15 protein-coding genes are annotated in these 14,624 nt (G+C 35.5%); 8 read left to right on the plus strand and 7 right to left on the minus strand.

Translation table 11 applies throughout. From position 1 onward, the window contains the following. Positions 1-4: 4 nt before the first annotated feature. The gene (locus KI369_RS12100; protein ID WP_212956096.1) at positions 5-739 is read left to right on the plus strand and encodes an amino acid ABC transporter ATP-binding protein; all 735 of its coding nucleotides are present in this window, start codon (positions 5-7) and stop codon (positions 737-739) included. A gap of 51 nt (positions 740-790) precedes the next feature. Here KI369_RS12100 and sasP read toward each other — a convergent pair whose 3' ends face one another. Continuing rightward, complete coding sequence (gene sasP / locus KI369_RS12105) at positions 791-994, minus strand: small acid-soluble spore protein, SasP family (protein WP_000013339.1); 204 nt, start codon at positions 992-994, stop codon at positions 791-793. 397 nt (positions 995-1,391) lie between these two features. On the opposite strand from sasP, the gene KI369_RS12110 reads away from it, so the two are divergent. After that, entirely contained in the window at positions 1,392-1,637 is a 246-nt protein-coding gene (locus tag KI369_RS12110; protein ID WP_212956097.1) for a hypothetical protein, read from the plus strand. A 16-nt stretch (positions 1,638-1,653) separates the two neighbouring features. Here KI369_RS12110 and KI369_RS12115 read toward each other — a convergent pair whose 3' ends face one another. Together KI369_RS12115 and KI369_RS12120 are read right to left on the minus strand one after the other, a co-directional pair. Beyond that, complete coding sequence (locus KI369_RS12115) at positions 1,654-3,114, minus strand: YheC/YheD family endospore coat-associated protein (RefSeq protein ID WP_212956098.1); 1,461 nt, start codon at positions 3,112-3,114, stop codon at positions 1,654-1,656. A gap of 20 nt (positions 3,115-3,134) precedes the next feature. Next, the gene (locus KI369_RS12120; RefSeq protein ID WP_212956099.1) at positions 3,135-4,187 is read right to left on the minus strand and encodes a YheC/YheD family protein; all 1,053 of its coding nucleotides are present in this window, start codon (positions 4,185-4,187) and stop codon (positions 3,135-3,137) included. 134 nt (positions 4,188-4,321) lie between these two features. On the opposite strand from KI369_RS12120, the gene KI369_RS12125 reads away from it, so the two are divergent. After that, entirely contained in the window at positions 4,322-5,458 is a 1,137-nt protein-coding gene (locus KI369_RS12125) for a DUF445 domain-containing protein (RefSeq protein WP_212956100.1), read from the plus strand. A gap of 142 nt (positions 5,459-5,600) precedes the next feature. Then, positions 5,601-5,957, plus strand: a complete 357-nt coding sequence (locus KI369_RS12130; protein WP_212956101.1) for a YlbF/YmcA family competence regulator — start codon at positions 5,601-5,603, stop codon at positions 5,955-5,957. 256 nt (positions 5,958-6,213) lie between these two features. On the opposite strand, the gene KI369_RS12135 is transcribed toward KI369_RS12130, so the two are convergent. The 3 genes from KI369_RS12135 to KI369_RS12145 all read right to left on the minus strand — a co-directional run bounded on the left by KI369_RS12135 (position 6,214) and on the right by KI369_RS12145 (position 7,954). Next, positions 6,214-6,636: a bleomycin resistance protein gene (locus tag KI369_RS12135; protein ID WP_080468595.1), complete on the minus strand. Its 423-nt coding sequence runs from the start codon at positions 6,634-6,636 to the stop codon at positions 6,214-6,216. Between the two features lie 139 nt (positions 6,637-6,775). Continuing rightward, a complete protein-coding gene (locus KI369_RS12140; protein WP_212956102.1) occupies positions 6,776-7,372 on the minus strand; it encodes an NDxxF motif lipoprotein in 597 nt (198 codons plus the stop codon). Between the two features lie 21 nt (positions 7,373-7,393). Further along, positions 7,394-7,954, minus strand: a complete 561-nt coding sequence (locus KI369_RS12145) for a DUF1700 domain-containing protein (RefSeq protein ID WP_212956103.1) — start codon at positions 7,952-7,954, stop codon at positions 7,394-7,396. A 370-nt stretch (positions 7,955-8,324) separates the two neighbouring features. Between KI369_RS12145 and alsS the strand changes: the two genes are divergently transcribed. Further along, positions 8,325-10,019 carry an acetolactate synthase AlsS gene (alsS, locus tag KI369_RS12150; RefSeq protein WP_212956104.1) on the plus strand — a complete coding sequence of 565 codons (1,695 nt, stop codon included), beginning with the start codon at positions 8,325-8,327 and terminating at the stop codon, positions 10,017-10,019. A 16-nt stretch (positions 10,020-10,035) separates the two neighbouring features. Next, positions 10,036-10,794, plus strand: coding sequence for an acetolactate decarboxylase (alsD, locus tag KI369_RS12155; RefSeq protein WP_212956105.1), 759 nt, complete (start codon positions 10,036-10,038; stop codon positions 10,792-10,794). A 180-nt stretch (positions 10,795-10,974) separates the two neighbouring features. Here alsD and KI369_RS12160 read toward each other — a convergent pair whose 3' ends face one another. Next, positions 10,975-11,592, minus strand: coding sequence for a DNA-3-methyladenine glycosylase (locus KI369_RS12160; protein WP_212956106.1), 618 nt, complete (start codon positions 11,590-11,592; stop codon positions 10,975-10,977). A gap of 134 nt (positions 11,593-11,726) precedes the next feature. On the opposite strand from KI369_RS12160, the gene KI369_RS12165 reads away from it, so the two are divergent. Then, positions 11,727-12,596, plus strand: a complete 870-nt coding sequence (locus KI369_RS12165) for a Cof-type HAD-IIB family hydrolase (RefSeq protein WP_212956107.1) — start codon at positions 11,727-11,729, stop codon at positions 12,594-12,596. A gap of 386 nt (positions 12,597-12,982) precedes the next feature. After that, positions 12,983-14,624 (plus strand): MSCRAMM family protein (locus tag KI369_RS12170; RefSeq protein ID WP_238484916.1); only part of this gene is annotated, 1,642 nt, incomplete at its 3' end.

Consider the following 14,624-nt stretch of genomic DNA (forward strand, 5'->3'; position numbering starts at 1 on the left):
TTTTATGATTTCAATTCAACATTTACAAAAAAGTTTCGGAGATAATACCGTACTAAAGCATATAGATTTATCAGTTGAGAAGGGAGAAGTTGTTGTTATTATCGGTCCGTCTGGATCTGGTAAAACGACGTTTCTACGCTGCCTTAACGTACTAGAAACGCCAAACGCTGGTAATATTCGTATTGGCGATAAAGAGCTTAATTTCTCTCAAAAAGTAACGAAGAAAGATATTGTCAATCTTCGTACGCAAACAGGTATGGTATTCCAGCACCATAATCTATTTCCGCATTTAACAGCACTTCAAAATGTTATGGAAGGGCTCGTTACAGTGAAAAGGATGGGGAAAGAAGAAGCGAAGAAAAAAGCAAACTATTTCCTTGAAAAAGTTGGTCTTGCGGATAAAGTAGACTTATATCCGTTCCAATTATCAGGCGGACAACAACAGCGCGTTGGGATTGCTCGCGCACTTGCGATGGAGCCAGAAGTGTTACTATTTGATGAACCGACGTCAGCACTTGATCCTGAACTCGTTCAAGAAGTTCTGAAAGTCATGAAAGAACTTGCTAAAGAAGGTATGACGATGGTTATTGTAACGCACGAAATGCGCTTTGCACATCAAATTGCAAACCGCGTTATTTTCATGGATGGCGGTGTCGTTGTCGAACAAGGTACACCAGAAGATGTATTTACAAATCCAAAAGAAGAACGCACGAAAAAGTTTTTACAAATGTTGCAATAAATTAAGGAAGGTCTCAAGGCATATGCCTTGAGACCTTTTTGCCATATATATTTATTTTTGGAATCCGCCAAGGCTTTGCTCAGCCATTGCAACTAGACGTTTTGTAATTTCGCCACCAACAGAACCGTTAGCACGAGCCGTAGAATCTGCTCCTAATTGTACACCAAATTCTTGAGCGATTTCGTACTTCATTTGGTCGATTGCAGCTGTTGCTCCTGGTACTACTAATTGATTTGAAGAATTTTGGTTTGCCATAGGAATATATCCTCCTTAGAGTTATAAAAATTTTTTTTGGTTGGACTAGCTGGAGTTGAACCAGATTATCGCCCCGGTTGGCGCTAATCCATCGGTAATTAAGTTTGTACTCATAGTATGGATGTTACCTAGAAAGATATACGAAATAATAATTTGTAAATTTTGTAAAAAAATCTTAGTGATTTCGTAAATTATGAAATAAGAGTAATCGTTGTATTTTTTAGAAAGAAGGCTAAACTAAGAGCGATATGAAATATGTTTTTTGTATCCCGCTACTCGGGGGAGAATCATTAACTTTATAGTTCTATTTTGAATAGGAGCGGAACAAAATGCTCCTATGCACGGCTAGATGCTCTTTTCAATCTGCTTGTAAATGATAACGTATGGAGGAATCGTGATGGGAATTTGCCCGCTTTGCAACGCATTAGAATCACAAACATATTCTTGTCAAAATTGCGAAGGTATACTCCAAGATTACGGGAAAACTGTAGATTACATAGACGATTATAGTGCGTATATGGATCAAGAATTATTAAGTGCAGTAGATGGTTTAACACATAGTAATTCACAAGAGTACTGTAATCATGTTTTTTATTGCGGGATGTGTAATGTGGAAACAGAGGTTGTAGTGAAACTTGTGTAAATAGAAAACTTCCACCTTATGAATGAGGTGGAAGTTTTTGTTTTCTTATTTGTGAGTGAATCATAGGGGACGGGATATTCTCGGTGTTTGAGGAAGCCTCTGATTTTATTTGAGACATTTTTTCTTTTGCATCGCGCAAAGAATGCTCAGTTAAGTAGATGGCATATTCGTAAAATAATTGGCGCGTCAGTTCACTTTGTTCTTTTAACTTTTCATCTTGGAACACAGTTCGCCCAGGTTTAGAGTTTGCTTCAAAGAGCCATGGATTTTCCTGCGTATCTAAACCGATATCAAAACCAATTTCTCCGATATTTCCGGTTACTTGTTCATCGAGCGCGTAACTGATTTGTAAGGCAGTATGTTTTAATTTGTTTTCAATTTGAACTTGTTTCGTTGAATCAGGAAATAGCTCTTGTAGTAGTTTTGTATCGCCACCGCTATTTACATGCGTTGTTAAACTACCTTTGCCAGCAATTTTTGCAACGATTGCACTGACCATCCATTGGCCGAAATGATTTTTATTTGTATGAATGCGGAAATCAACAGGTTGCCCATCGAAGCGAAGTAATGGAATACCTTGTTGTACGATAAACTTTTTTAAATCATGTCCTTTTAACACATGGTTTAGAAGCGTTTCTAATGATTGGTACTTTCTTAGTTTGTTTTCTTCATTTTCGCGATAACGACAGTAGTAGCAATTCTCTGCTTGAGAATAAAATAGTTGATGAATATTTCTACCGAAGCTGCCGTGAATCGGTTTCATGTAAATCGATTTATACGTTCCGAGAAATCGTTCAACTTGCTCGAAGTGCTGAAATGTTTCTGTGTTTGGTAATAACGGCATAATGGATTCATCTTTCATAAGAAGTTGGTGCACTTCCCATTTATTAAAAAAACCTGGATTAAACCATGGAATCGCATAGTCATGTTCTAATTTTCTTTTTGCTCTTACAATTGGCTTATAATTTTCGGCTTTCCGATTTGGTAATCGATCGTAAATGACATTCGGAAAAGGTACTTTTTTCTTTATCCACTGTTTCTCTTGAAAGAAATATCCTTCAATTGTTTCATCTTCCCAGTCTATATGTTGCACACCAAAAACGAATACAAATGGTCGCAAGGTGAATGGCGGCGTTAGTAACTCGCCAAGAGAAGTTGAACGGTTCCCTAAAGGATTAGAAGAGTCATCGTTAAAACCAGTTGTAAATATGCCAATTAATGGTCCGAAAATAATGGTTTCATTTTGTATGAATGCATGGATAGTAGTGGAATGAGGAAGTAAAAGTTTCTCTGCGATTTGTTTTCCGATAATGATTTCACGAGTAAAGGAATAATGAATTTTCACCTCTTCACTTGCAACATGGCGTACGCCGAAGGAAAGGGATGTAATGGGTGGTGTAATGGAAAAAATATAAGGTAAAGTAATACTATTTGGATGCTCATCTGAAATGTTTAACGTATATATGTGCTCTTTCAAAATGAAATGACCTCCTTTCATTATGGTGTAAAGCGACTAAACTTTAGTGGTCCGTGATATATTTTTTCGGCTAATGAATCACTATGACGAATGTAATGTTCGTACGGGGGAATCGTGTTGACATACATAAGCCAAATTGCCCCCTTTTGATCCATAATGGTGGAAAGCTCTAGTTCGAATAACGAAGAATAAGATTGATCTAATGTTTGGAACACTTCATTTATAATATCGTGTAAAGCGTCCTGTAATAATTGTACACCAGTACTAGATAATACGTATTTAACTTTTGAAAATGAATGCAGCGAGGAATCATCTGTTACCGAAAATAAAAGTTGATTCGGAAATGAGCTTTTTTGTATAAACTGACCGATAGCGTTCCAATTGTGTTCTTTATTTTTTTGTAAAATGGTTCGAATATGGAGTGGGTATGTTAATTGATTTGGTGGTTGCAACATTGTATGGGTAATGTAACGTGCTGATCGTATATTAGATTTGTACCAAGATATAAATTCATCTGTCCGTTTGATTGGAACAGAAGTACGATATGCGGTATTTATCGTATCAATATGAAACGTTTTATTTTTATAAACGACTCGGTACAGACTTTCATTGGAATGTGTGTTAGTAGGACGTATAATAATATCTTTTGTTTTTAATAACAGTTTGAAAATGTTTTGTATCGTCGCTATTTCAAATTTTGGTATATAAGGAGATAATTTTTTATTCGTGAGAAATACATCATGTAGTTCACTTAAGTCAATGAGTGTGTTATTTAAAAAGGTAGTGGTAGGATGGTTGTGTAATGATTGAATAATTGACTTTGCTTTTTCAAAGTCTGTGTCCTCGTTAAAAGAAGAACGATCGTATATATAAGAAGGAATAGGGAATGTTTGCTCTTTCCATTTTCCTGTATCTGTATCATAAATCAGACCAGAAATAAGATCTGTTTTAGGATCAATACTAAATGGCGTAAACTGGGCAACGACATTATGATAAAGCCGAGCGCGTTTAGCGATTTCGGTGTAATACGTTTGCTCATAATGAGGCTGAGAAGTTAAAATACCAAGAACCAACGAAATCACTCCTTTACTAACAAAATGTTGGCACAATAGGCGAAGCTATATATTGCAAATACGTTTTTATACCATTATACTTTTGTCCGTATGATGATATGCTATAGTTTTGGAGAAGCGAAAGGTTGATTGTAATGAATATATGGTTAAGTATGTTAACGACGACAGGGCTCGGAGCAATTATTGGAGGATTCACAAATCATTTAGCGATAAAAATGTTATTTCGTCCTCATCGCCCTATTTATATTGGGAAATTTCAAGTTCCATTTACACCAGGATTAATTCCGAAGCGACGCGATGAGCTTGCTGTTCAATTAGGAAAAATGGTTGTCGAGCATTTGTTAACGCCAGAAGGAATCGGAAAGAAGCTAACAAATGAAGAGTTCCAAAAAGGTTTAATTCAATGGACACAAGTAGAAGTGGATAAAGTAATGACGAATGAACAGTCATTACGACATATGTTAGAAAAATGGAATGTAGCGCATGTAGAAAAAGAGGCAACCCGGAAAATCGAACATGTGATTACAGAAAAGATTGAGGCATTTTTAGAAGAGTACTATACATATACATGGGAACAAGCTTTACCTCATTCTATTCATGAAAAAATAGAGAATGCGATCCCAAATGTCTCGGCGTTTATTTTAGGAAGAGCAACTCAATTTTTTGAAAGTGAAGAAGGGAAAGCACGTCTTTCAAAAATGATTGATGATTTCTTTGCTTCTCGCGGGACATTGCTTAACTTAGTCGGAATGTTTTTAGGGAATGTAAGTGTAGTGGATCGTGTGCAGCCAGAAGTCATTAAGTTTTTAGGGCAAGAAGGCACGAAACAACTTTTAACTGATGTACTGCAAAAAGAGTGGGAAAAGTTAAAAGGAAGAGATGTAAAAGAATTAGAAACGTTTGTAGAAAAAGAAATGATTGTGAGCTCTATATTGTCAGCAGTTAAAGTTGAGGAAACAGTGAGTAAGTTTTTAAACCAATCTGTGCAGCAAGTATGTGAGCCAGTTCGAGAAACAATTATGGAAAAGGTAGTCCCAAGTGCAGTAACGAAAGGTTTGAAGTGGGGGACAGAAAACGTAGCGAGTATATTAAAGAATCTCCATCTTGCGGAAATTGTCCAACAAGAAGTATCCACATTTTCAACGGAGAGACTAGAAGATTTAGTGTTGTCCATTACAAAAAATGAACTGAAAATGATTACGTATTTAGGAGCACTATTAGGCGGGATGATTGGAATCGTGCAAGGATTATTACTGTTGTTCCTTAAATAATAAGCTAAGTACATAGAAATAAAAGTGAAATTTCTTCACATCTCTTGCATAGTTTGATATGGTAAGAAGAGGTGCGTATGTAAACGTACTGAAAAGGCAGTGCGCATGACAAGTGCTAGCCTTCTAAAGGAGGAAAAATAAAATGACAAAAAACATTCATGATGTTGCATATGAATTACAAAAAGCAATCGCTGGAAACGAAGATTTCCAAACATTAAAAGCAAGCTACGCAGCAGTACAAGGTGACGCAGCTTCAAAGAACTTATTTGATGAGTTCCGCACAATGCAACTTGGCCTACAACAAAAAATGATGCAAGGTCAAGAAATCACTGAAGAAGATAACCAAAAAGCACAAGAAGTTGTAGCTCGCATTCAACAAGATGCTAAAATTACAAAATTAATGGAAACTGAACAACGCCTAAACATCGTTATCACTGACGTTAACAAAATTATCATGAAGCCACTTGAAGATTTATATAACGCGCAACAACAAGCGTAATAGTGAAGACGCTCCTAGTATAGGGGCGTCTTTTTCAGTGACAATAAAGGTATTTAATTTTAGTATAAGAAATGTAATAGCCACCTACTAAAATTAACTTGTAGGTGGTTTTAAAGTTATTTAAGACTAAATTTAATTGTTGTGGCCTTTAATTTATAAAAATAATAAAGTTGGTTAATTCTTTTTCAACTAATGCCGCTTATTGAAAAAAAGTAGCTTGCTCCATTTACTAAATTTTCATCCTGTTTTACATAGCTTAATCTGCCTCAACATCTTTTTCACCTAAATTTTGAACAAATCTTAATAGATAACCATCAGGGTCCATAATTAAAAATTCTTTTTGTCCCTTTAATTTAGTATCAGCTCTATACCAATTCTCTTGAATATCAAATTTAATTGGATACTCGTTCTTTTTCAAACTATCATATAGTGAATCAATATCATTTATGATAATTTGAAAATTGATTCCTCTTCCGTAGGGATAAGATAACTCCCCAGTACTCCAATGACCATTTACTTCTTCAATCATAATCTGGCAGTCATTTAAAGACAGTAAAGCAAACTTATCCTCTGGTCTTTGATATTCAATTTTAAATAGGAGAATTTCCGAATAGAAATTTAAACTTTTCTCCATATCTGAAACTGATAGCTCTGGTATTAATGCATTGAGTTTGTGCAAAAATGCTGCCTCCTTTGCTTAAGTTATTGATTATTATAACACTCACTATAAATTCTTCTTCTATTAAACTACTTCGTTAGTTCTATAAGAAGTAAACAACTTTATTATCTCTACACACGTCTTTTTTGTTTGTTATTTTTTATTTTTTGAAATACTCCGTTTCAATATTCTTCTCCTTCAAAAACTTTTCAATTTCTTTTTGCTTCCTACCATTCACTTTCTCAAAGCGTTTTGTAAAAGAAAAATCAGTTTTGAATAAGTTACCATCTTCAGCGAGCTTGTCTAATTCTTTCTCTAGTTCTACTGAAAGTGCCGTAGACGATGAAATATATTCATGAATTTCCTTCGAAGGCTGTTTGTAATTATCGGGGATCGTATTGTTACTAATAAAATTATGGAAATTCGCATCATTTTGTTGCGCTAAATCTACTAGTTGTTTTAATTTCTCCCGATCGGATTCCGTAACTTCCTCATCAGACATGGCTGACGAAAGTGGAACGATGTTTTCGTCTAACTCTCCGCTATAATTTAAATACGTTTTTATATTTTGTTTCATTTCATCTTCATTAATCGTTTCATTCTTTTTTGAAGAAGTGAATATAGTTTCCGGAATTTTAACCGTAACATCTTTAATAGATTGTACATCGTTTTCTTCCTTAGGTTCTGCACTGTTTGAACAAGCTGATAGAAATAAAACTGTAAGTAGCATGAGTGAATATAAAGTATATTTCTTCATTTTAATCTCCTTTTACATTCATTAGTGTCTTTGTAAAATAGCAATATTCCATTTCAAATACTTTACTAAAAGTGCGTATAGATGTTTTATCAATTGATAAGATATGACGGATATGAGTAAACCGACGCAAAAAGCGATGAACACATTATAAACATCGGAATAACTAATTTGATGAAACCCTTTAAAGAATCCTAATCCTATTAATAAAATAGGTGAAATAATTAATACTGGCGTGGCAATGATAAGTGCTAGAAGAATCGGTAATAAAAAGAGTAGTACGAAAAAGGCGATAAAGATAAAGGCAAAGTTTAAAACACTTAAGCTCATAACAGAAAATAGTGCGGTTATTATATTTTTAAAGCTTCGTTTACTGTCAGCATTGCTTATTGCATAGGAAACAGTAAGTTCTTTAGCAATGGTTTTAGGATTTCCTAGTTTTCTAGCAATTTCTTCTTCACATTTTCCATCTTGTTTACCGCTGATAAAATGAGTTTCATACTCTGAAATAATATCTTTCTTTTCTACATTAGGCATATTCCGCAGGGAGGAACTAAGTTGTTCCAAAAATTCATTTTTGTTCATAACAATCACTTCCTTTATAAAATGATGAATTACAGATGAGAATCTGATTTTTGAAAAGAGAGTTCCAATTAATGGGTATTCTAATATTTACAAATGTATCATTTACTAGTGTTCTTTGCAAGGTACTGTAATGTTTTTAATACTGTGATGAGATGGAAGTTTTTCGGGGATTTTTAGATGAGATATAAAAATATTATTTCAGGATAAATAAAGGTTTGTAAGCGGATTCTTTAATGGTTGTCAAAAAACTGTCAAATTCATATCATTGGAAAAATAATGTATTTGTAATATAATGATAAACAATACTTCACCACGTTAATTAACTAGGTGAAATTAAAAATCTTTATTACACACATTATGAAATAAAGGGATGATTAGTTTGACAAGTGTAAAAGCAAACGACGTGAAGACAAAAACAAAAGGAGCAGATCTTGTTGTTGATTGTTTAATTAAACAAGGTGTTACACATGTTTTCGGTATTCCAGGAGCGAAGATTGACTCTGTATTTGATGTACTGCAAGAAAGAGGACCAGAGTTAATTGTTTGTCGTCATGAACAAAATGCAGCATTTATGGCAGCTGCGATTGGTAGATTAACAGGAAAACCGGGCGTATGTCTTGTAACTTCAGGACCAGGGACATCAAATTTAGCGACAGGTCTTGTTACTGCGAATGCGGAGAGTGATCCCGTTGTTGCTTTAGCTGGTGCAGTTCCACGTATGGATCGATTAAAACGTACGCACCAATCTATGGATAATGCTGCACTATTCGAACCAATCACAAAATATAGCGTAGAAGTAGAGCATCCGGATAATGTGCCAGAAGCATTAAGTAATGCATTTCGAAGTGCGACTTCCACAAATCCAGGAGCAACTTTAGTAAGTCTTCCGCAAGACGTTATGACTACGGAAACGACTGTAGAGTCTATCGGTGCGCTTTCTAAGCCACAGCTTGGAATCGCTCCCACACATGAAATTACATATGTAGTAGAAAAAATAAAGTCAGCAAAATTACCAGTTATTTTACTCGGTATGAGAGCGAGCACAAATGAAGTGACGAAAGCTGTTCGTGAATTAATTGCAGATACAGAACTTCCTGTCGTTGAAACATATCAAGCAGCTGGTGCCATTTCACGTGAGTTAGAAGATCATTTCTTCGGCCGCGTCGGTTTATTCCGTAACCAACCAGGTGATATTTTACTAGAAGAAGCAGATCTTGTTATTTCGATCGGTTATGACCCGATTGAGTACGATCCGAAATTCTGGAATAAACTTGGGGACAGAACGATTATTCATCTTGATGACCATCAAGCAGATATCGACCACGATTATCAACCAGAGCGTGAATTAATTGGTGATATCGCTTTAACTGTAAATAGCATTGCGGAGAAATTACCGAAACTTGTATTAAGTACGAAATCAGAAGCAGTGTTAGAACGATTACGCGCGAAATTATCAGAACAAGCAGAAGTTCCAAACCGTGCTTCAGAAGGTGTTACGCATCCGCTTCAAGTGATTCGTACACTTCGTTCTTTAATTAGTGACGATACAACCGTTACATGTGACATCGGTTCCCATTCTATTTGGATGGCAAGATGTTTCCGTTCTTATGAACCACGTAGATTATTATTTAGTAACGGTATGCAAACGTTAGGTGTTGCACTTCCTTGGGCAATCGCAGCTACTTTAGTAGAACCAGGTAAAAAAGTAGTTTCCGTATCAGGTGACGGTGGTTTCTTATTCTCAGCGATGGAGTTAGAAACAGCGGTACGTTTAAATTCTCCAATCGTCCATCTTGTTTGGAGAGACGGTACGTATGATATGGTTGCATTCCAACAAATGATGAAATACGGCAGAACATCAGCTACAGAGTTTGGTGATGTTGATCTTGTGAAATATGCGGAAAGTTTCGGGGCGTTAGGTCTTCGTGTTAACACGCCTGATGAATTAGAAGGTGTGTTAAAATCTGCATTAGCAGCAGACGGCCCTGTCATTATTGATATTCCAATCGATTACCGTGATAACATTAAATTAAGTGAAAAATTATTACCAAACCAATTAAACTAATGGAGGCAGATTTGAGATGACTGTTGCGCAATTAATTGATATTGATGCAAAAAGAACGAAAACGAGTAACGAAGTATATCAAACATCTACAATGCTTGCACTATTAGATGGTATATATGATGGTGTAATTAGCTTTGAAGATTTGAAAAAACATGGTGATTTCGGTATCGGCACATTTGATCAATTAGATGGTGAAATGATCGCATTTGATAATGAATTTTATCATTTACGTTCAGACGGTTCAGCAGAAAAAGTAGAGCCGGAAGAAACAACACCATTTGCGACTGTAACGTTTTTTGAAAAAGAAATGAGTTATACGGTAGACCGTCCGATGAATCGTGAAGAAGTGGAAGCTTTATTACATGAATTAATGCCGAGTAAAAACCTATTTTATGGTATTCGAATGGATGGTACATTCCGCGAAGTAAGAACGAGAACTGTTCCAAGACAAGAAAAACCGTATACACCGCTCGTTGAAGTGACGAAATCACAACCCATCTTCTCATTTAAATATACAGAAGGTACGCTAGCTGGATTTTGGACGCCAGATTATGCACAAGGTATTGGTGTAGCTGGTTTCCACTTACATTATATTGATGATGAAAGAAGCGGAGGCGGGCACGTTTTCGATTATGTTGTTGAAAACTGCACAATCCAAATTTGTCAAAAAGCTCATATGCATTTAGCACTTCCAGAAACAGCTGATTTTATGGCGGCTGAATTATCTAGAGAAAACTTAGAGGATAATATTGCGACTGCGGAAGGTGCGGAGTAAAAGGGAGAGACTGTTCCATTTTGGAACAGTCTTCTTTTATTCGTAATTGTCATCATTTGTCGGTAAATCGATATTTCTTGTCGAATCGTTGATATATTTTGAGTTATGATAGATATATTAAAAAAATCGTTGATATATTGTAAATTACGATAGATATATTCGAAAAATCGTTGATATCGTTCATTTCTTTGAAACAAACGGATGCCCTTCATAATAAAAACGCCACGGATAATGTATAGCTTCTTCTGCATAGTCGATGTTAATACGAGGTCCTGCTGTTATTTTATACTGTGATGATATGTGTTCTTCTTCTGGAACGAGTTCAATATGTAATGTGTCACTTTGTAATGATATGCCTCGTTCTTCTAAAGTAATTCCGAGTGCACGGCATAGTTTGCCAGGTCCGTTCGTTAAGTTTTTATATTGCGCTTTTGTAATGTCTGTTTTGTTGTAGCGCGCTAGTTTTATTTCTTCTATTCCATCTACCGGCTCAAGGGCTCGAATGAGAACACCTTGCGGGGTGCCCACTGGTGCTGTAATGACGTTAAAGCAATGATACATACCGTAAATCAAATATACGTAAGCATGTCCCGGTGCACCAAACATGACTTCTGTGCGATCAGTCCGTCTGCCGCCGTAACTATGTGCGGCCTTATCATCGGGACCTTTGTATGCTTCTACTTCTACAATGATTCCGCTTCTTTTTATTCCATCTACAGTATGTACAAGTTTTTGTCCGAGTAATTTCTTTGCGACTTCTAACGTATCGCCTTCATAAAAGGAAGGAGGTGCTTGCATTGTACTATCTCCTTTGCTAAGTGTATATGTATATAGTAAACCAAATTTTCAGTAGTAATTCTAACTCGTTCTATTTGCTACATTTATTTCATAAATTATGGATAGAGTACAACAGCGAAGAGGGGGAGTGCGACATGATTTATCGCTTACTAGCTCTTAATATAGATGGGACACTACTATACAACAACGGAAAAATTGCAAAAGGATTACGAGAAACAATTGAATTTGTGAAAAGAAAAGATGTATACGTTACATTATTTACGAGCCGTAATTTTCAGTCCGCTCATAAAGTAGCAAAGGCGTTAAAATTAGATTCTATATTAGTGACACATGGCGGTGCTTTCGTTTCAGCAACGTTAGATAAGCCGTATGTTCAAAGAAGATTATCGGAAGAGAAGACGTTTAACATTGTGCAAGTGTTAGAGCACTTTGATTGTAACGTCCGCATTTCTCATGAACGGTTTTCAATCGGAAATCGTGAGAGAAATACACCAAATTTAATTGCGCGTACTGTATTATCAAGCGCAGATCCATTATTTTATCCAGTTCAATTTGTAGACTCGTTAGGTGATGCACTTCGTGATCATCCAGTAGCGGCGCCAAAAATTGATGTTATTTTCCAAACGAAAGGTGAAAAAGAACGAGGGCTCCATACATTAAGAAAAGCGTTCCAAGATTTAGAGTATGTTGAGTGTGATTCAAAACGAATAGAAATTTTACCGCAAAATGTATCAAAATTACGTGGATTACAATTGCTTGGAGAACATTTAAATATTTCGCTAAACGAAATGGTTGCGATTGGAGATAGTTTAGAAGATCTAGAAGTAATTGAAAATGTAGGACTCGGGGTAGCGATGGGGAACTCGCCTGTAGAGTTAAAACAAGCAGCTGACTGGATTACACGTTCAAATAGTGAGAACGGTGTAGAGTATATGATTAAAGAACATTTCCGTAAGCAATTCCCGCTTCCGTTTTTGAAGAATCATAAAAATACACCGAAATGATGAAAGAAAAACGTAGCTTTTTGGCTACGTTTTTTATTAGTTTTATTCGAAAAATGAAAACGTTTTACCGGTTAAATTGTGTCTGAAGTTCATACAATTTACTTGAATCATTTAGAAAACTGTTGTAAAGTGGGTGATGTTGCCAAAATAGTTACACCACATGAAATATTCTTCAGGTTAATTTTATTGAGTTCCTATACGTAAAAATATTTCCGCATGATAGTTTCGTTCACGTAGTATTTCAAAAATGAATTGTAGTAATTTTACTAATTAGTTGTAGAGTGTCTTTGTTTTATTTAAATGGATTATTTTAAGTTAATGTGAGTAAGGCTTGGTACATATGAAATGTACTTCTTTTTGTAGCTTTAGGAAATTTAAAAGGGGGAATGAATTTTTTGAGGAAATCATTTAATCAAAAAATAAAAAAATTAAGTAGTAGTTTTATAGTCGTGTTACTAGTATGTATGAATTTTCTAATCCATTTACCAAATAAAGCAGAGGCAGCTACACCAGAATTAAAAGGTTTAGGTGATGTATCTTATTACAATGCAATCATTTTTGGAGATCATAGTGCAACGAGTGCGGATATTGAGGGTGCGATGGCTGTTCAAAAAAATATGAATGCATCGAGTTATACAGTTTTAGCAGCTGCAACTGGAGCGTGGAACTTAGCTGGAGCACCATGGATAGATGAAGGATATCCATCATTATTGCTAGGTGGTCAATTTACGAAAGCGGGAACAGGACAAGTAATTATTCAAGATGGAACAGTGGCGATGACAAAAGATGGTGACCCAGAAGGTGCAATGAAATCATCATATGACCGTATCTCTTATAAAGAGCAAGCGGAGATTAATGCTAAATTTAAAGAGTTTAGAAAAGACGTTGATAGTGTAATTGAGGATGCGGGCCAATTACATACTGATAAACCAAAACTTAATATGAGTTTTGGGATTGGTGAAGATGTAAAAAATCCTAATATTTATGTTTCTTCAGGCCAAAACGGAAAGAAAGAATTTGAAGTAAAAGACGTTTTTCTTCCGAATGTAGATAATAAAGATTTTATAGTTATTTATTCAGATGCAGAAGAAGTGAGTTTTGGTGGCGGAGCAATTTTATATGATACAAAAAACACTGGTATGGCAACAGACCTAATTAATACATCACATGAATATGTTCCTGATTCACCATTTACTGAGTTAGCTAGTAAAGTCATTTGGGTGTTTCCGAATGCTACAAAAATATCAACAAAGGGATATGGTGTAATAGGAAGTGTATTTGCTCCAAATGCAGTTGTAGATACAAAAGGTGGTTCAATTAACGGACAAGCCTTTGTTGGTGGATTACACCAAAGAGATGGCTTTGAGGTTCATAACTTTAAATTTAATTGGCCGAAATGGAATAAACCATCAGTTGAAAAAGTAACTGGTCAATTTGAAATTGTAAAAGTAGATGCAAGTGATGAAACAAAGTTATTACCAGGTGCAGAATTTGAAGTGTATAAAGATGGTAAACAAATAGATACATTACGAACAGATAAGACAGGTAAAGTAATCTCTAAGAAATTAGAACCAGGTAAATATACATTAAAAGAAACGAAAGCACCAGAGGGATATAAATTACTAAAAGAAGAAATTGAAGTTACTGTGGAAGAGAACAAAGTAGTACCGGTAATAGTTAAAAATGTGAAAGCGTTGGGAAGCTTACAAGTAGTCAAAAAGGATGCTGAGAGCAAAAATGTGCTAGAAGGCGCGGAATTTAGACTAAAAAACGAAAATGGTCAAATAGTTGGAGAGGTGAAAACAACAAATAAAGATGGTGTTGTTACATTCGAAAACTTAGTGCCAGGTAAGTATACGTTAGAAGAAACGAAAGCGCCAGAAGGCTACAAAGCGAAAGAAGTTAAAGTAGAAGTAAACGTTATAGCAAATGAAGTAGTGAAACGAGAAGTATTGAACGAAAAAGAACCAAGTAAAGGTCCAGAAAAGCCAGGCGAAGAAACAGAAAAGCCAGGTGAAGAAACAGAAA

The organism is Bacillus sanguinis, assembly GCF_018332475.1.
GTDB lineage: Bacteria > Bacillota > Bacilli > Bacillales > Bacillaceae_G > Bacillus_A > Bacillus_A sanguinis.